This is a genomic window from Kocuria atrinae, assembly GCF_039531425.1.
Lineage (GTDB): Bacteria > Actinomycetota > Actinomycetes > Actinomycetales > Micrococcaceae > Kocuria > Kocuria atrinae.
Genome location: NZ_BAAAQA010000015.1, coordinates 215,020 through 232,556, shown reverse-complemented (window position 1 = coordinate 232,556; position 17,537 = coordinate 215,020). Strand labels below are relative to the sequence as shown.

At 62.8% G+C, this 17,537-nt stretch carries 16 protein-coding genes and 1 riboswitch; of the genes, 5 read left to right on the top strand and 11 right to left on the bottom strand.

Features of this window, described 5'->3' with window-relative positions; genetic code table 11:
- Positions 1–6 precede the first annotated feature (6 nt).
- The 3 genes from ABD283_RS07600 to glgC form a co-directional block, all read right to left on the bottom strand.
- On the bottom strand, positions 7–1,176 hold the full coding sequence (locus tag ABD283_RS07600) for a hypothetical protein (RefSeq protein ID WP_344224377.1): 1,170 nt from the start codon (positions 1,174–1,176) through the stop codon (positions 7–9).
- Between the two features lie 92 nt (positions 1,177–1,268).
- Positions 1,269–3,878: an aminopeptidase N gene (gene pepN, locus ABD283_RS07595; RefSeq protein WP_344224376.1), complete on the bottom strand. Its 2,610-nt coding sequence runs from the start codon at positions 3,876–3,878 to the stop codon at positions 1,269–1,271.
- 151 nt (positions 3,879–4,029) lie between these two features.
- On the bottom strand, positions 4,030–5,274 hold the full coding sequence (gene glgC / locus ABD283_RS07590) for a glucose-1-phosphate adenylyltransferase (RefSeq protein WP_344224375.1): 1,245 nt from the start codon (positions 5,272–5,274) through the stop codon (positions 4,030–4,032).
- A gap of 236 nt (positions 5,275–5,510) precedes the next feature.
- Between glgC and glgA the strand changes: the two genes are divergently transcribed.
- Positions 5,511–6,704 carry a glycogen synthase gene (gene glgA, locus ABD283_RS07585; protein WP_344224374.1) on the top strand — a complete coding sequence of 398 codons (1,194 nt, stop codon included), beginning with the start codon at positions 5,511–5,513 and terminating at the stop codon, positions 6,702–6,704.
- Here the strand turns inward: glgA and ABD283_RS07580 are convergent.
- The gene (locus ABD283_RS07580) at positions 6,686–7,138 is read right to left on the bottom strand and encodes a MarR family winged helix-turn-helix transcriptional regulator (protein ID WP_344224373.1); all 453 of its coding nucleotides are present in this window, start codon (positions 7,136–7,138) and stop codon (positions 6,686–6,688) included. The two genes, glgA and ABD283_RS07580, sit on opposite strands and share 19 nt — an antisense overlap.
- Before the next feature lie 119 nt (positions 7,139–7,257).
- Here ABD283_RS07580 and ABD283_RS07575 point away from each other — a divergent pair, with 119 nt between their 5' ends.
- The gene (locus tag ABD283_RS07575) at positions 7,258–7,728 is read left to right on the top strand and encodes a YflT domain-containing protein (RefSeq protein WP_016996592.1); all 471 of its coding nucleotides are present in this window, start codon (positions 7,258–7,260) and stop codon (positions 7,726–7,728) included.
- 90 nt (positions 7,729–7,818) lie between these two features.
- On the opposite strand, the gene ABD283_RS07570 is transcribed toward ABD283_RS07575, so the two are convergent.
- From ABD283_RS07570 to ABD283_RS07555, 4 genes are all read right to left on the bottom strand, one after another.
- Entirely contained in the window at positions 7,819–8,679 is an 861-nt protein-coding gene (locus ABD283_RS07570; RefSeq protein ID WP_344224372.1) for an ABC transporter permease, read from the bottom strand.
- Positions 8,676–9,746 (bottom strand): aliphatic sulfonate ABC transporter substrate-binding protein, encoded by a 1,071-nt coding sequence (locus tag ABD283_RS07565; protein ID WP_344224371.1) that lies wholly within the window; start codon positions 9,744–9,746, stop codon positions 8,676–8,678. Before ABD283_RS07565 ends, ABD283_RS07570 begins: the two co-directional genes overlap by 4 nt.
- Before the next feature lie 102 nt (positions 9,747–9,848).
- A complete protein-coding gene (locus ABD283_RS07560; RefSeq protein ID WP_344224370.1) occupies positions 9,849–10,730 on the bottom strand; it encodes an ABC transporter ATP-binding protein in 882 nt (293 codons plus the stop codon).
- Between the two features lie 9 nt (positions 10,731–10,739).
- A riboswitch (SAM riboswitch) is annotated at positions 10,740–10,827 on the bottom strand.
- A 110-nt stretch (positions 10,828–10,937) separates the two neighbouring features.
- Positions 10,938–11,489, bottom strand: a complete 552-nt coding sequence (locus ABD283_RS07555) for a DUF2231 domain-containing protein (RefSeq protein WP_344224369.1) — start codon at positions 11,487–11,489, stop codon at positions 10,938–10,940.
- Positions 11,490–12,002: 513 nt separating this feature from the next.
- Between ABD283_RS07555 and ABD283_RS07550 the strand changes: the two genes are divergently transcribed.
- Positions 12,003–12,365: a YciI family protein gene (locus ABD283_RS07550; protein WP_344224368.1), complete on the top strand. Its 363-nt coding sequence runs from the start codon at positions 12,003–12,005 to the stop codon at positions 12,363–12,365.
- Positions 12,366–12,459: 94 nt separating this feature from the next.
- Here the strand turns inward: ABD283_RS07550 and ABD283_RS07545 are convergent, their stop codons facing one another.
- Positions 12,460–14,832 carry an ATP-binding cassette domain-containing protein gene (locus ABD283_RS07545; RefSeq protein WP_425552813.1) on the bottom strand — a complete coding sequence of 791 codons (2,373 nt, stop codon included), beginning with the start codon at positions 14,830–14,832 and terminating at the stop codon, positions 12,460–12,462.
- Between the two features lie 68 nt (positions 14,833–14,900).
- The gene (locus tag ABD283_RS07540) at positions 14,901–15,416 is read right to left on the bottom strand and encodes a DUF4232 domain-containing protein (protein ID WP_344224367.1); all 516 of its coding nucleotides are present in this window, start codon (positions 15,414–15,416) and stop codon (positions 14,901–14,903) included.
- Positions 15,417–15,662: 246 nt separating this feature from the next.
- Between ABD283_RS07540 and ABD283_RS07535 the strand changes: the two genes are divergently transcribed.
- Positions 15,663–16,097, top strand: coding sequence for a DUF3054 domain-containing protein (locus ABD283_RS07535; RefSeq protein WP_344224366.1), 435 nt, complete (start codon positions 15,663–15,665; stop codon positions 16,095–16,097).
- 30 nt (positions 16,098–16,127) lie between these two features.
- A complete protein-coding gene (locus ABD283_RS07530; RefSeq protein ID WP_344224365.1) occupies positions 16,128–16,406 on the top strand; it encodes an Lrp/AsnC family transcriptional regulator in 279 nt (92 codons plus the stop codon).
- Positions 16,407–16,501: 95 nt separating this feature from the next.
- Here the strand turns inward: ABD283_RS07530 and trpD are convergent, their stop codons facing one another.
- On the bottom strand, positions 16,502–17,530 hold the full coding sequence (gene trpD / locus ABD283_RS07525) for an anthranilate phosphoribosyltransferase (protein ID WP_344224523.1): 1,029 nt from the start codon (positions 17,528–17,530) through the stop codon (positions 16,502–16,504).
- Positions 17,531–17,537: the final 7 nt, after the last annotated feature.

Sequence of the window (17,537 nt, the reverse complement as noted above, 5' to 3'; positions counted from 1 at the left end):
TCTGCCTTACAACGTGCGTTGAAGATAAAAGGCCATGAAACCGGTGGCCACGGCCACAATCGCGACCAGCATAGTGGCCAGCGGCTCGATGCCGATCAGGACCACCGCTGCCACAATCAGAAGTGCGGTCAGCACTGCCAGGATCAACACGGTTGCCTTGGCGACCTTGGGGGACGAACCGCGGCGTTCGCCGGCGGGTCGATCGCCGATGGCCAACGGGTCATCAGCGGCACGCGAGCTGCCACCGGAAGGACGCGAAGCAGCGGCGTCGGCGGGACCATTGGGGTGGGCCGCGCTGTAACCTTTGCGCCACTTCTTGGAATTGCGGCCGCGGTCGGTCTCGACCGGGATGTAGGCCGGGGGCAGGTCGTAGCTTTCGGCCTCCGCGACGAGCTCGGGGACGTCGTTGGGCAGTTCCTCGTACCAGGCATCCGGAACCTCGGAGGCGCGGGCGGCCTGCAGTGTCATGGAGACCTCGAACGAGGAGCCGCGAATGGTGCCCCACGCGGCCGTGAGCAGATTGTGATCGAACGCGTGATTGATGATGGGGATGAACTGCTGCGACATCTGCGTGGACAGCCGGCCCACCTGCTTGCGTTCGTAGAGCACGTCCACGGTGTCCACGGTGACGCCGTGGGAGTTGCGGACCTTATTGGCCTCCAACGTGACGATCACGCGACCCTCGCCGCTGGCGGGCACGATCGAGTGCAGGTACTCGGCGAAATCCTGCTCGTCCAGCACCTTGATCGAGGAGCCCTGGGGCAACACGGCGGCCTGGATGGGCGCGGGGTTGATGGGAAACAGCAGATCCGGGGGAGCAATGGAGATGACCGCGGTCGCGTCCACTTCCGCCAGACCGTCATTGCGTTCCAGCCGCGCGTCCAGTTTGAGCGGCACCACCGACGTGTAACCGGAGGCCACGACACGCGCGATGGGATCCCAGTAGCGGTGGGCGTCCTGCGTGGGCAGGTGGGCCACCTTGTTCTCACCGATGCGCACGGAGATGGTGCGCGGGTCAAAGGGGTGGTCTGGCTCCGGCACCAGCGCGGCCAGTCCCGCCCACGTCTGGGAACGACCGACCGACAACCCTCCGAACACTCGCATGATCTCGGTGTCGTAAAAGTTCTCGGTGACAACGTCCAAGGACCCTCGGTCGTTGAGCGCGTAATCGGTCATGGTCTCCCTCGCTGTAGCGGCAGCGCCTATCGCTCCCAGCTTCTCACGAATTGCTTTCGATTCACCGGCAACACTTGCGCCCCGGTGGATCCCTATCGTTTCTGCCGGTCCAGCACTGCGGCCTGCAGTTTCAGTGCGCGGCGCGCGTCATCCAGTAGTTCCGTCATGATACGTCGCAGCGCCCCCGGAGCCTGGTTGTTCTCGTTCAGCCAGTTCTGCGTTGCCACGAGCGTGGGGTTCTCCTCCGCCGACGACGCCGCTTGCGCATCCACCGCGCGCGGGTACAGTCCCCGGATCATCCGGGTGGCGATCTCCATGGAGTGTTCCTCCCACCACGCGGTGATACTGGCGAAGTAGGTGTCCTCGTAGGCGGTCAGTTGCGCGGGCGCGCCGAGCTGGAAACCGGAGATCGTGGCCGAGAGCTCATCGTTGGAGAGACGACCCAGGGTGATGGACTTCCAGGCCTGCGCCTTGGCTTCCTCGGCGGGCATCGCGGCCACGGCGCGCACGTAGCCCAGACGCCCCTCGCGGGATGTGTCGGCCTTGTGGGCTTTGTCGAGCTGCGAGCGCGTGGCGTGGGCGGTGGCGGTCTGAGCGGTCCACAGGGCCCAGGTGAGCTGGGAGCCGAGGTTACGGCCGGGTAGTTTCTTGTTGCCGCTGAGCAGTTCCTTGATGGTCTGGGCGTGGGCGCCGTCCCTGGTGGCCAGACGCGCGAAGGCTCGGGTGAGAATCAGTTGCGCGTCCGTTCCGGATTCGGCATTGAACATGCCGGTGTGCAGGGCATCCAGAAGCTCGGTGCGCAGGGGAGTGCGCAAGCGGGGCGGGGTGAAACTCTCGAGTGCCTCCATTGCCCGGTCCAGAACCGTGGTGAGGATACTGCTGTGCTGCTCGGCGACACCCTTCCGGGCAACCAGGTGCACGTAGTCGCGGGGGTCCATGCTGCCGTCGCGGACCGCAGCCCACAATTGCGAGTGGGCCAGCGCCCGGGCGAGGGGGTCACTCAGGCGGTGAACGCCGTCGGCGAGCGCCGTGAGGCCCTCCGCGCCGGGGGAGGCCAGGCAATAGGTGAGGTCACGGTCGTTGACCAGGACCACCGGGGAGGTGTCGCCCAAGAGTTCTGGCAGGTCGGTGGAGGGTTCTTCGGGGTCCACGCGCACCTCGGTGCTGCGCTGGAGGCGCAGCTGGCCACCGTTATCGGGCGCGTAGGTTCCCACCGCCACCACGTGCGGGCGGGGTGAGTCCGAAGCCTGGGACAGCGTGGCCGCCGCGATAGCGCCGGCGTCGTCCCGCTCGATAGTGGCGGCTAGGCCGGGAACCCCGGTGGTGAGCAACCACGCGTCGGCCCATTCGCGAACGTCGGCCTCGCAGGCCTCGTCCAGGACGGTCAGAAAATCATCGAGGGTTGTGTTGCCGTACGCGAAACGACGGAAGTAGGCGCGGCATGCGTCGATGAACGCTTCCTCACCCACGAAGGCCACGAGCTGTTTGAGCACCGAGGCACCCTTGGCGTAGGTGATGCCGTCAAAGTTCTGCCGGGCGGCCTCCAGGTCCACGATGTCCGCCACGATCGGGTGGGTGGTGGGCAGCTGGTCCTGGCGGTAGGCCCATTCCTTGCGACCGAGCGCGAAGGCCACCCAGGCGTCCCGGTACTGCGTGGCCCGGACGGACGCGTACGCGCCCATGAACTCCGCAAAGGACTCCTTGAGCCACAGATCGTCCCACCACTTCATAGTGACCAGGTCCCCGAACCACATGTGGCACATCTCGTGCAACATGGTGTTGGCGCGGCCGGCCCATTGCGTGCGCGTGGCACCGGACGGGAACAGGTAGTCCTCCGTGAGTGTGACCAGACCCGGGTTCTCCATGGCCCCCAGGTTGTACTCGGGGACGAACGCCTGCTCGTACTTGCCGAACGGGTAGTCGAAGGCGAACAGCTCCGTGAAGAACTCCAGCCCCTGCTTGGTCACAGCGAACAGTTCGTCCGAGTCCAAGTGCTCGGCGAGCGCTCGTCGGCAGTAGAGGGCCAGGGGAACGGTCTGGGTTTCGCCCTGGACGTCCGCGCCCTGCCACTCGTCCGTGACCTTGGTGTAGGGGCCCGCCAGGATGGTGGTGATGTAGGTGGAGATGTGCTCGGTGGGCGCGAACTCGTGAGCGATCGCACCGGGGACATCGCTGGTGCCGGCGGGTTCAGAAGAGAGGAGCTCCCCGTTGGAACCGGCAATCCATTCCGGGGGAGTGATGACCGTGAAAATGAAGGATGCCTTCAGATCGGGTTGTTCGAACACCGGGAAAACACGCCGGCAATCGGCCGGTTCGTACTGGGTGTAGGTATAGACGCTGCCGTCCTGGGGGTCCACGTAGCGGTGCAGGCCCTCGCCGGAACGGGAGTAGAGGGCCCGGCCGACCACGGTGAGTTCATTGGCGCCCTCAAGTTCGGGCAGGCGGATGCGGGAACCTTCCACCACATCATCAACGTCCAGCTCATCGCCGTTGAGCTCAACCATCGAAATGGAATCGTGAATGAAGTCGATGAACGTCTCCGCGCCGTCCTCCGCGGTGAAGCGGACGGTCACCTGGGATCCGAACGTCGTCTGCTCCGAATCCAACGCGCCGGACAGATCCACCGTGACGTCATAGGAGGCCACCCTGATCTGTTCCGCACGGGTTGTTGCTTCGGCTCGGGTCAGGGAACTTTGCACCATATTCATCATTCTAGGCAGCACTACCTGGGCAATGACCAGTTCTTTCACTGACCCGTGTGGTCGTGGGTGCCCTGGTTACGCTGGTCACCACGGGAAAGCGACGTGCCCGGGCCGTTTCCGACCCGGGCACTGGCTGATGTGTTGCCTGGTTTCAGGCTTCGAACTTGAAGTTCTTGGGCGCCACGGTCAAGCCGGAATCCGTGACCGTGAAGCCGCGGGCCAGGTCCTGTTCCTTGTTGATGCCAATGGTGGCTCCCGGGGGGACCACCATGTTCTTGTCAATGATGGCCCGGTGCACCTGAGCGCCGGCACCCACGCGCACGTTCTGCATGATCACGGACTCGGACACACGGGCGTCGTGTTCGACAACCACCTTGGGGGAGAGCACCGAGGATTCCACGCGGCCACCGGTGATGAGTACACCCGGGGAGACGATGGAATCCAGGGCCACACCCGGCTGTCCGTTGGGGCCGCGCACCGTCTTGGCCGGCGGGGCCATGATCTGGTGGGTGTAGAGCGGCCACGAGTAGTTGTACAGGTTGAACACCGGCAGCGGCCGGATCAGGTCCATGTGGGAGTCGTAGTAGGAATCCAAGGTACCCACGTCACGCCAGTACTGGCGGTCGCGGTCCGTGGAGCCCGGCACGTTGTTGTTGGTGAAGTCGTAGACCGCTGCCTCTCCGCGATCGGAGAAGTACGGCATGATGTCACCGCCCATATCGTGCTTGGTGCCATCCTGCTGCTCGTCGAAGCGCAGGGCTTCCACCAGCGCGTCACGGTCGAACACGTAGTTGCCCATGGACGCCAGGAACGAATTGGGATCATCGGGCAGGGGAGCAGTGGACTGGGGCTTCTCCACGAACCGGCTGATCTTGGTGACATCGTTGGGATCGGTCTCGATCACACCGAACGAGGTCACCATGTCCATGTTCTGACGCACACCGGCCACCGTGGCCTTGGCGCCGGAGTTGATGTGGAAGTCCACCATGTCCGAGAAGTCCATGCGATACACATGGTCCGCGCCCACCACGACCACGATGTCCGGATCGGCGTCATCAATGAGGTTCATGGACTGGTAGATCGCGTTGGCCGAACCCAGGAACCAGTCCTTACCGCGGCGCTGCTGGGCGGGCACCGATGCCACATAGTTGCCCAGTTGCGTGGACAAGCGCCACGTCTCGGAAAGGTGACGGTCCAGGGAATGCGACTTGTACTGCGTGAGCACCACAATCTGCAGGTACCCGGAGTTGACCAGGTTGGACAGTGCGAAGTCGATCAAACGGTAACCGCCACCGAAGGGAACCGCGGGCTTGGCCCGGTCCTCCGTGAGCGGCATCAAACGCTTGCCCTCACCGCCGGCCAGCACAATGGCCAAAACCTTCTTCTTGCGTGACATATGTAGCTCTCACTTCCCGTTCGAGTCATAGCCGGAGGACAGAAACACGCAATCCCCAACGACTGGCCTTCACCGCTATTGTGTCCCAATTCCTTGCCTCCGCCATCGTGTCGCACGAAACATTGCGTAAGTTTCCTTACGAGTACGGCTTGAGTGCCGCGCCGCTCCAGGTCGCCTTTCCGTGGCGCTCGCCGTAACCCTGGGGCGGGCCGGTGCATGTGGTCTAGGCTCGCAGTGTGCGAGTAGACATTTTGAGCAAAGAGTTCCCGCCCAACATCTACGGGGGAGCGGGGGTGCACGTGGCCGAGCTCTCCCGAGTCCTCGCGCCACTGGTGGACCTGAACGTGCGGTGCTTCGGCGACCCGCGCGATGCCGACTTCCACGGAGCCAACGTCAAGGCCTACCCGGTGCCGGGGGAGCTGTCCTCCGCAAACGCCGCGATCCAGACACTGGGCGTGGACCTGGCCATGGTGGGTGACATCGAGGGAGCGGACGTCGTTCACTCGCACACTTGGTACGCCAACATGGGCGGGCACTTGTCTTCCCTCATGTACGACATTCCCCACGTGCTCTCAGCCCACTCCTTGGAGCCACTGCGCCCGTGGAAGGCTGAGCAGCTCGGCGGCGGTTACCGCGTGTCCTCCTTCGCGGAGAAGACCGCGTACGAAGCTGCCGCGGCCATCATCGCCGTCTCCGACGGCATGCGCGAAGACATCCTGCGCTCCTACCCCAACGTGGACCCGGCACGCGTGCGCACCGTACACAACGGCATTGACGTGTCCCAGTGGGATCACGACCCCAACACCGACGTCCTGTCTGAATACGGGATCGACCCGGAACGCCCCTCCGTGGTGTTCGTCGGCCGTGTGACCCGACAAAAGGGTGTGCCTTACCTGCTGCGCGCCGCCCTGCAGCTGCCGCCCGAGGTCCAGGTGGTCCTGTGCGCCGGCGCCGCTGACACTCCCGCGCTCGCCGCCGAGGTCAACGGTCTCATTGACGAGCTCAAGGCCAAGCGCACCGGCGTGGTGCTGATCGAGAAGATGCTGCCCCGCCGCGAGATCATCCAGATTCTGTCCCACGCCACCGCGTTCGCGTGCCCGTCCGTGTACGAGCCCCTGGGCATTGTGAATCTCGAGGCCATGGCCTGCGGTTCCGCCGTGGTGGCCTCCGCGACCGGCGGCATCCCCGAGGTCGTCGTGGACGGTGAGACCGGTCGATTGGTTCCCATCGAACAAGTCACCGACGGCACCGGCACCCCGCTGGATCCCCAGAAGTTCGTGGACGACTTTGCCGCCGCTTTGATCGACGTTGTCAGCGACCCGGAACGCGCCCGCCAAATGGGCATCGCCGGGCGCCAGCGTGCCCAGGACCATTTCGCGTGGGAAACCATTGCCGAGCGGACACTGGAGGTCTACCGCTCCGTGCTGTGATCCTCCGACTTGGTGGACAAGTGCTTCTCCAGACTGTCCACCAAGCGAGAGAGTGACTCGGTCAACTGCTGGCGTTCCTGATCCGTCCAGTCGGCCAACATACTGTCGAAAGCCGTGCACGCAGCTGCGCGGCTTTCTTCATGCAACGTCCGCCCAGCCTCCGTCACGGACACGACGATGGCCCGCCGATCCTCCGGGGCCGGCGCTCGCTGGACCAGGCCCAGTTTCTCGAGCCGGCTCACTTGAGTGGTCATGGTCGATCGGTCCACGGACTGCCAGGTGGCCAGCTCCGACATGCGAGCTGGACCGAATTCACTCACCCGGTCCACGAGCCACATGTCCGTGGGGGAGAGCTTCACGTTCTGCCCGGCCAGTTCGCGCCTCATTCTCGAGCGCGAGGTGAGTCTGCCCAGCGCGGACATCATCTGAGCCATGACCGTGACTGTGTCGTTTCTCTCAGCCCTCATATGATCACCCTGCTTGTTGCTGCGGAAAGTAATTGGTACAGTCAAACTATAGCGATTTGAGCAATCCAACAATTTCAGGAGGAAGCATGTCTGAGCCCGTTCAGGCCCCGCAAATCAGCACCGACGTGAAGTACGAGACGATTGCCCGCTTCCCCGACTACGTCGAGGCACAGGCACTCGTCGACCAGCTCTCCGACAAAGAATTCGACGTCTCCACCGTCAAGATCGTCGGCGAAGGCCTGCGTTCCGAGGAGTTCGTCACCGGCCGCATGACCAAGGGGCGTGCAGCCCTGGCCGGCTTGGGCTCCGGCGCATGGTTCGGCCTGTTCATCGGCATCCTCTTCGGCCTGTTCGCACCCGGTTTCGGCCTGCTGTCGATCATCCTGTGGTCCGTGGTCATCGGCGCCATCTGGGGTGCGATCTTCGGTTTCGTCGCTCACCTGGCCACCGGCGGTAAGCGCGACTTCAAGTCCCTCAAGACCATGGCCGCCGACACCTACCTGGTTCAGGTTCAGGCGTCCCGCGCCAACGAAGCCATGAGCGTGCTCGGCCGCTAAGCTTCCATTTCCACGCGTAGACATAACGACGCCGGGTGGTCACCTTTCAAAGGTGACCACCCGGCGTCGTCGTTTAACTTGCGGGGAAGACTAGGCCCAGCGGTTCACGGCTTTGCGTTCGACCACCCCGAGGATGGCGTCCGTAATCTTGCCGATCACGGCCAGCAGGATGATGGCCAGAAGCAGCCGGTCCGTTCGACCGTTGTTCTGCGAATCGGTCAGCAGGAAGCCCAAGCCCATGGAGCTGGCGATGAGCTCCGCGGCAACCAGGAACAGCCATGCCTGCGCGAGCGCCAATCGGAGACCCGAGAACACGGACGGGACCACCGCGGGCAGCTGAATGGTCGTCAGCAACTTCAACCCGGAGAGACCGAAAGCACGGCCGGCCTCCACCAGGTTCTTGTCCACGTGACGCAGCGCCATGTACACGGTGGTGAAGATGGGGAAGAACGCTCCGATGGCGATCAGGGTGACCTTGGAGTCCTCACCGATCTTCATCCAGAGGATCAACAGCGGAACCCAGGCCAGGCTGGGGACCGCGCGGAATGCACCGATGGTGGGAGTGAGCAGCGCATCGGCCCACTTGGACAAGCCCACGAGCGAGCCGAAAGTCAGACCCAGAACGGCACCGATCGCGAAGCCCAACAGCACGCGCTGCACGGAGATACCCACGTGGGTCCAGAGCTCACCGCGTTGGGCGAGATCGATTCCGGCCTCGACCACCGAACCCGGCGACGGGAGCTGAACGGGGGAGAAGATTCCCAACACGCTGGTGGACAACCACCACAGCAGCAGCAGTACCAGAGGGACAACGGCCCCGAGTGCGGCGCGTTTAGCCCCGACGCCGCGACGCAGGGGACCGGCGACGCGAGGCTGGAGAGCGGCGTCGTCGTTCGTGGAATCTGTATCGGCCGAATTCTTGGGTGCGGGAGTGTCTACTGAGGTGCTCATGCGTCAGCCTTGATGGTCGAGGGATCGGCCTTCTCGATGAAGGAGGCGTCGATGATGGTGTCCAGGGCGTCGTCCACCTGGGACTGGTCGGAGACATCGCCTGATTCAACCAGGTACGGACCCACGCGGCGCAGAACCTCGAGCTGGGCATCACCCGGCACGGGATCGACGTCAAGGTTGGAACGCTCCGCGATGACCTTGCGGGCCACCGACTCGTCCAGGCCGGCGACCTCGGCGAGAATCTTCACGGTTTCATCCACGTTCTCCTGGGCCCATTCGCGCGCGTATTCGTAGGCATCGACCACGGTCTGGGCGATCTCCGGCTGCTCTTGAAGGAACGATTCCGTGGCATTGAGGAAGCCGTAGGTGTTGAACTCGAGGTTGCGGAAGAAGAGCTTGGCGCCCTTCTCTTCGGCGCCGGCCATGATCGGATCCAAACCGCTCCACGCATCCACGGAACCGTTCTCCATAGCGGAGCGGCCATCTGCGTGCTGCAAGTTCTGGACGGTGACTTCGCTGGGGTCCACGCCCGCGTCCTGCAAGGCCTGAAGTAGGAAGAAGTACGGGTCGGTGCCCTTGGTTGCGGCCACGGACTTGCCCTTGAGGTCTGCTACCTCGGTGATATCTGAATCCGCGGGAACCACCAGCGCGGCCCACTCCGGGCGGCTGTAGAGCGAGACCACCTTGATCGGGGAGTTATTGGCGCGCGCCAGCAGGGCCGCGGAACCGGCGGTCGAGCCCACGTGGATCGCTTCCGCACGCAGGTTCTCGTTGGCCTTGTTGGAACCGGCCGACTGGATCCAGTTCACGGTGACGTTCTGGTCCTTCAACGTCTCCTCGAGCCAGCCCTTCTCCTTGATGACCAGGCTCAACGGGTTGTACGTCGCAAAGTCGATGTTGAGGGTGAATGCCTCACCGTCGCCGCCGCCCTGGCTCGGGACGTTTTCGCCGCCAGAGCCTTCACCGGCGCACGCGCTCAGGAAACCTGAGAGTGTCACGGCCCCCAGACCCAGAGCACCGGCTCGTAGGACGGAACGCCGTGACGGGGAGTTTTTGGACGGATTCATGCTGGGACCTCCAGGGGATCGTGGGTAGTGCGAATGGGCCGTGTGAGAGACTCATGGCCCGAAAATGGGTGAGTGGTAGCCCGGAATGGACGTGGTGGGGCGTTAGTGACGGTGGGTGTCTACGCCCAGGCCGGAGAGCAGTGTCAGACGCATTCGGCCGAGTTGTTCGTCGCTGCGGTTACGCGGGCGGTCGCCGGGCACGGTGAAGACGTGCGCGACCGACGCCGCGGTCTCGCGCGGCTTGCGGCCCAGCACGACGATGCGGTCGGCCAGTTGAAGAGCTTCGTCCACGTCGTGGGTCACGAGCAACACCGTGGTGGGGTGGGCTTCGTGGACCTGCAGCAGAAGGTCCTGCATCTTCAAGCGGGTCAAGGCATCAAGGGCGCCGAAAGGCTCATCCAGCAGCAGTACACCTGGGCGGCGGGCTAGCGCCCGAGCCAAAGAAGTGCGCTGGGCCATGCCGCCGGAAACCTCGCGCGGGCGCAGATGTGCGTAGTCATCGAGCTCCACCAACTCGAGGAGTCTCCGAACGCGCTCCTGGGCCTCAGCTTTGGGGGTGCCCTGCGGCAAGCCGAGCTCCACGTTCTTGTGGATGTTCTGCCAGGGGAGTAGACGCGGTTCTTGGAAGGCGACGGCGCACCGGTCGTCGATTCCGTTCACGGGCGTTCCGTCGATCAACACGGTGCCCCGGGTGGGCGCGTCCAGGCCCGACGCGGCGCGCAGCAGCGTGGACTTGCCGGAGCCACTGGGGCCGAGGATGGCCAGAACTTCACCGGGAACGACGTCCAGGGTGATGTCTTTCAACACAACATGGGGCTCGTTGCTGTTCTTACCCGGGAAAGCCCGGCAGACGTTGTCGAAGCGCACGGACAGCGCTTGTGAGGTGTTGTTTTGCGTGCGGTGGTTCCGCGGCTCCGTGATCGAATCAGAGGCGGCTTCATCCGCTTCTTCCGCGCGAACGGACGTGCTGGCATCAAGAGACATGGTGTAATCACTCCATCGGTCCTGGCGGTAGCACCTTGCATAAAGCCGGTTGCTGCGGCGTCACAGATCCAGGTCTCTCGGCCGCTCGGGATGGTCGCTCAAAACTAACGCGGGAGTGTCGCGCGCGCCAAATTGCCCGAAATATGACCGGTCATGGAGTGAATGAGTGGAGGCGATGGATTGCCTCGAATGTTGTTCGAAATGCGGTTATTTCACGGCCCGCAGGTTCGGAGTCTCTTCCTCAACGTTGACCCCCTGGGAGTACGTGAGGTGCCCTCCCAGGAACCCGCCCACCGTCATCACGCCCAAGCCGGCCAACCCGAGCACTTTGCCAACGGTGTGGTGTCCGGTCAGTCGAGCAATGAGGGATCCCGAGTAGGTCAGCACGGTCACGTCCATGGCCGCCGCGTGGATGAATCCGACGCGAGACGCGGCGCCCTTGGTGCTCTGCCAGTCATGTAGACCGGTCGCTGCCGTGGGAAGCGCGCTGAGCACCCCGGCACCCACCAGGATGGTCGAAGCGTCCTCCAGTTCTTCGCCACCCAGAACATCGAGAAGCCCTGACATGCTCCACGCGCCGATAGGAATGTCGGTGAGCATCGGATGCAACGGATGACCCAGGAAATCCCCGCTCAGTGCCTTCTTGACGAGCGGTTGTTCCGTGATCGGTCCAACGTTCGTCTTCAGGAAATCGATCACGGAGTCCAATGAATGGGCTTCCTCGATCCGAGTTGTGACCTGCTGAAATGCCTTGTTCACCGGGTGCCTCCTGGGCAGTCTCTACTCTGCACCGCAGGGCCGAGTCGCCGGAGGGGCACGGTGCCTGGGTCGCTAAATCGGCCGTGACCTTACTCTAAGCGTGCTGAGGGATGTTGGGTAGGGCGAAAGGCCAGCCGTGCATGAGCGCACAGGATGCGGGGGACAGTACCTCTCGGAATTTCGTGTACCAGTGGAGGAAAAGAACCACCGCAGCGGGCCACACAGAGGAAACCTGTGCACTGGTACACCGATTTTGGAGAGCATCACCCTGCGTTCGCGAGTTCACCCGGTCATCGCAAGCTATCGGTACGCAATGCGACCGGGGTCCAGTTGAGGGGAGCCCTCCTCAAAGAGAACTTTACATAATGTACATTATCGGACAATCAGGGCGCCGTGCGGATTCGGCCTCCACCACCTCTATATACGTGCGTCACTCACGGTGGTTGAATCTCTGGTGACAGCACTCGTTGTGGCACTCAGTACGCGAGCATCGCACCCGCGAAAGGTTCACCCGTGGCCCAGTACATGATTTCCGTTTTCCACGAACCTGGGGTTCAAGATGCCGGCACTGCCTATCAGGACGACGCCGCTCTACAGGCCGCCTTCGCGGCCGTCGCCGAGTTCAACTCCGGACTTCAGGCAGCGGGACAATTCGTCTACGCCTGCGGGTTGATGCCGCCCGAGTCGAGTTACGCCGTGGACGCCACCGCCGCGACTCCTTTTGTTTATGCAGGACCGTTCTCCGTATCTGCTGCGTCCATCGGCGGCTTCTGGATTGTCGAAGCCCTCGATGAATCCGTCGCACTCGACCTCGCAACTCGAGCTTCTGCTGCCTGCGGTCAGAAGGTAGAAGTCCGTCCACTACAGGCGGGCTAATCCCCCGCTAAATCACCCAATGAATGCGTTTGCCCTAGTCAGGCGACTATTTGTGCGCTGACTAGGGCAAACGTCATCGTCCCTGGAGGGTAGGTCAGGCTCCCACGTACTCCGCGAGGTGCTGGCCCGTGAGTGTGGATTTCTGAGCCACGAGGTCTGCTGGCGTGCCCTCGAAAACGATCCGCCCGCCGTCGTGACCGGCACCTGGGCCCAAATCGATGATCCAGTCCGCGTGCGCCATGACGGCCTGGTGATGCTCGACCACGATCACGGACTTGCCGGACTCGACCAGGCGGTCCAGCATGCCGAGGAGGCGTTCGACGTCGGCCAGGTGAAGGCCGGTAGTGGGTTCGTCAAGAATGTAGATTCCGCCCTTCTCCCCCATGCGCGTAGCCAACTTGAGGCGCTGACGTTCGCCACCGGACAGCGTGGTGAGAGGCTGACCGACCTTCACGTATCCGAGGCCCACATCAACGAGTCGCTCGAGGATCTTGCGCGCGGCGGGCGTGCGAGCGTCGCCGTCTGCGAAATACTCGTGCGCTTCGGACACGGACATGGAGAACACATCACTGATGTTCTTCCCGTCAACCTCGAATTCGAGGACGGCGGGCTGGAATCGCTTGCCTTCGCAGTCGTCACATGTGGAGGTGACACCCTCCATCATGCCCAGGTCCGTGTAGATCACGCCGGCGCCCCTGCAGGTGGGGCACGCGCCCTCAGAGTTGGGGCTGAACAGGGCGGGCTTTTCCCCGTTGACCTTGGCGAACGTTTTGCGGATGGAGTCGAGCAGGCCTGTGTATGTGGCGGGATTGCTGCGTCGGGAGCCGCGGATGGCGCTCTGATCGATCGAGACGATGTCCTGATCGGCCGGCATCGATCCGTGAACCAGGGAACTCTTGCCCGAACCGGCCACGCCCGTAATCACGGTCAGAACACCGAGAGGAATGTCCACGTCAACGTTGTCCAGGTTGTGGGAGGTGGCGCCGCGGATCTCCAGCTGGCCAGCGGATTTGCGGAAAGACTCTTTGAGGGCGACCTGATCGTCCAAGTGACGGCCCGTATTGGTGTCACTCCCCCGCAGTTCTTCCACGGTGCCTTCGAAACAAATGGTGCCACCATCCGTTCCTGCTCCAGGCCCGAGGTCGACCACGTGATCGGCGATCGCAATGGTCTCCGGCTTGTGCTCCACCACGAGCACCGTGTTGCCCTTGTCGCGCAGTTCGAGCAGCAGCTCGTTCATCTGGCGAATGTCATGCGGGTGCAGACCAATGGTGGGCTCATCGAACACGTAGGTGACGTCGGTCAACGGGGAGCCCAGGTGACGAATCATCTTGGCACGTTGGGACTCACCTCCGGACAGCGTGCTCGTGGGGCGGTCCAGGGAGAGATACCCCAGGCCGATCCGCACGAACGAATCCAGCGTGGCAGTCAGACCGTCCAGCAGGGGCTGCATGGCCGGGTGATCCAGGCTCCGAACCCACTGAGCGAGATCAGTGATCTGCATGGCGCACGCATCGGCGATGCTGACGCCGTCGATCTTGGCGTTGCGCGCGCCCTCGGCCAATCGCGTGCCGTCGCATTCCGGGCAGGCTTTGAATGTCACGGCGCGATCCACGAACTCACGCACATGGGTCTGCATGGCCTCGCGGTCCTTGTTCAGCATGGATTTCTGGATCCGTGGGATCAGCCCTTCGAAGGTCATGTTGATGCCCTCGACCTTGACCTTGACCGGCTCCATGTAGAGGAATTCTTGGAGCTGTTTCTCCGTAAAGTCCTTAATGGGTTTGTCTCCGGGGAAGAACTCGAGCCCGCCATAGAGGCGGACGTTCCAGCCCCCCTTGTTGTATCCGGGAACCGTGATGGCGCCATCCTTGATGGACAGAGTCTCATCGTAGAGTTCCGCCAGATCCAGGTCCGAGACTTTCCCCATGCCTTCACAGCGCGGGCACATGCCGCCTGTAATGGAGAAGGTCTTCTTCTCCTTCTTCTTATTGCCACGTTCCACGGTGATCGCGCCAGCACCGCTGACCGAAGGAATGTTGAACGCGAATGCCTTGGGCCCTCCAATGTGTGGCTTGGCTAGACGCGAGAACACAATGCGGAGCATCGCGTTGACGTCCGTGGCAGTGCCCACCGTGGACCGCGGATTCGATCCCATGGGCTCCTGGTCCACCATGATTGCGGTGGTGATGCCCTCCAACATGTCGACCTCGGGTCTGCCGACCGTGGGCATCATGCCTTGCAAGAAGGCACTGTAAGTTTCGTTGATCAACCGCTGCGATTCCGCGGCCACCGTGCCGAACACCAAGGAGCTTTTGCCCGAGCCGGAAACGCCCGTGAAAACCGTGAGTCGGCGCTTGGGAATATCCAGACTCACGTCCCGAAGGTTGTTTTCACGGGCGCCCCGTACTCGAATCACATCGTGGGTGTCGGCCGCGTGCTCGCGGGCCGCATCGGTTGTGCTCACCGTGTCTCCAGAGGTTGAAGAAATGCCGTCCAGGTTACGACGGCGCACGGCAGTTTATCGCGCACGTGTCACTTGAACACACCCACGGTCGAGGTCACGAGAGACTCCGAAGAGCACGCGTCACCGTGAGCCGCAACGTTGTACTGACTCGTGCCACCCGGGAGATAAATCGTCAGAGCGTCTGTGTCCACCACTCCGCCGCAGTCTGCGGCGTCGTACAGGTGCGGCTGGGTCACCCTGAGGATCGCACGGCCAGTCTCCCCTGGCTTGAGCTGAACGGGCACGACACCCTCGTTCGTCCAAGCCGCGGGTGCTCCATACTGTTCAAACCCGCTACTTGTGAGCACGGACCGTTGAACACCGGGGTGCCCGTTCAAATTACACGCATCACTACCTTTATTCGTGACGAGGATCCACTGCGAATAGTGGCCCATACCCGGGCTACCCGGTTCCGACTCCACTTCGATACTGACATCCTTGCACGGCCCCACAGCGGGGGCGGCTTGCGCGGGTGCGACCGCTGACAGCGATAGCCCCAATCCGACGATTGCTGCTGTTCCGGTCAACTTGCTGATGCGTTGCATGACGACCTCCTGAGGTCGTGGGCCCCGGCGACGTTCGCCGGGTTGTCAGCCCTCCGGACTTCTGTCTTTATCCGGTTATTCCAGACTGGAGCGGTCATCCGATTTGCACAAGCGAATCTGGACATCTTAATCGCTTTGTGATGGTGCCAGGCCGTGACTAGAGACTCCACTTTCAACAGATAGTTCAAGGATGCACAAGAACTTTCACTTCAATGTTGACGTCAATCCCCACCCTAGAATGGGAGCATGTCCCGATCTACATCGCCATCCGTATCCCCATCTTCATCCAGCACCAAGGACACCTCTCCCCCGCCCTCGACAACCAGCCACTGGCCGTGGTTCCTGATCGCCGATTTGGTCCTGGTGACGGTCTTCGCGGCGCTGGGTCGCAACGCTCATGACCAGAGTGCCTGGGGCGCGCTGGAGACCGCTTGGCCTTTCCTTGTTGGCGCACTGGTCGGTTGGGTGCTTATCCGTGCGCATCGGCGTCCAGCCGCCTTGTTCCCCACCGGCGTGGTCGTGTGGCTGTCCGCAGAGATCGTCGGCATGTTGCTGCGCATGGCCACCGGGCAGGGAACGGCGTTGGCCTTCGTCCTGGTCAGTCTCGGTGTCCTGGGGCTGTTTCTCTTGGGATACCGGTTAGTCGTGCACCTGGTCGGTCGGTCGCGACGCAGTCGCTAGGCTGAAGGTAAACGTCGAGAAAGGACTCACATGCTCACCGCAATCGTGTTGATCAAGACCACCGCCAACCGCATCCCTGAGGTGGCTCAGGAGATTTCCAACATCAAGGGGATCACCGAGGTCTACTCGGTGACCGGCGATTGGGACCTCATTGCCATCGTGCGCGTGCGTGAGCACGAGAAACTTGCGGACGTAATTGCCGATCAGCTCTCCAAGGTCAACGGGGTGGTGTCCACGAGCACCAACATCGCCTTCCGCGCCTACAGTGAGCACGATCTGGATGCAGCTTTCTCCCTGGGTATCGACTAACCGGCAGTCACCCCAGGCCCCAGACACGAACGACGCCGCTCCCTCGGGATTTACCCGGGCGAGCGGCGTCGTCGTTGGTGAAGAAAAGTCGGTAACTAGACGGTGCGTGCGAACTGGACCCAGCGATCCAACACGCCTTGGGCCGCGCCGGAATCAATTGACTCAGCCGCGCGGGCGATGGCCTTCCCGAAGCGCTCGTGGAAATCTCCCTCGGCGGTTTCGTCCACGGCCATCAGGCCTGCCGCGGAATTCAAGAGCACCGCATTGCGGATGTGACCGCGGGCGCCGCCGAGAACATCGCGAACCACGCCCGCGTTGTACTGGGCGTCCTGGCCTCGAAGATCCTCGATGGTTGCGCGAGGCATGTCGAAATCGAGCGGCTCGAGTGAATATTCCTTGATTTGCCCGTCACGAACTTCCCACACGTCCGACGGCGCAGTCACAGTGAGCTCGTCCAGCCCATCTCCACCGCGGAAGACCAGAGCGCGGTCACCTCGATTCTGGAACACGCCGGCCATCAAGGGGGCCAAAGCAGCATCTGCAACGCCGATCGCAGAAGCCTTGACCTTGGCCGGATTAGTGATGGGCCCCAGGAAATTGAACGCTGTGGCCACGGCCAACGCCTTGCGGGCGACGGCCGCGAAACGCATGGACGGGTGGAACGTCTGAGCGAACAGGAACGTAATCCCCACGTCCGACGCCGCTTGCTCCACCTTGTCAACGGGCATGTCCAGCTGGACGCCCAGAGCTTCGAGCACATCTGCGGAGCCTGATTTCGACGACGACGCCCGGTTTCCGTGCTTGACCACGCGCACACCGGCGCCGGCACACACCAGGGCGGACATGGTGGAAATATTGACGCTCGACAACCGGTCTCCCCCGGTGCCCACGATGTCCAACGCAGGTGCAGGCACATCCACCGGACGGGCATGCTCCACCATGGCATCTGCCAAACCGTTGAGCTCGTCCACGGTTTCCCCCTTGGTACGCAGGGCCATGAGGAAACCAGCAATCACAGCATCAGACACCTCCCCGTTCATGATGGTGTCCATGGCCCAATAGGACTCATCCCAAGTGAGATCCTCGCCACGCGAGAGGGTGGCAAGAAGATTCGGCCAGTGCATGTTCGAT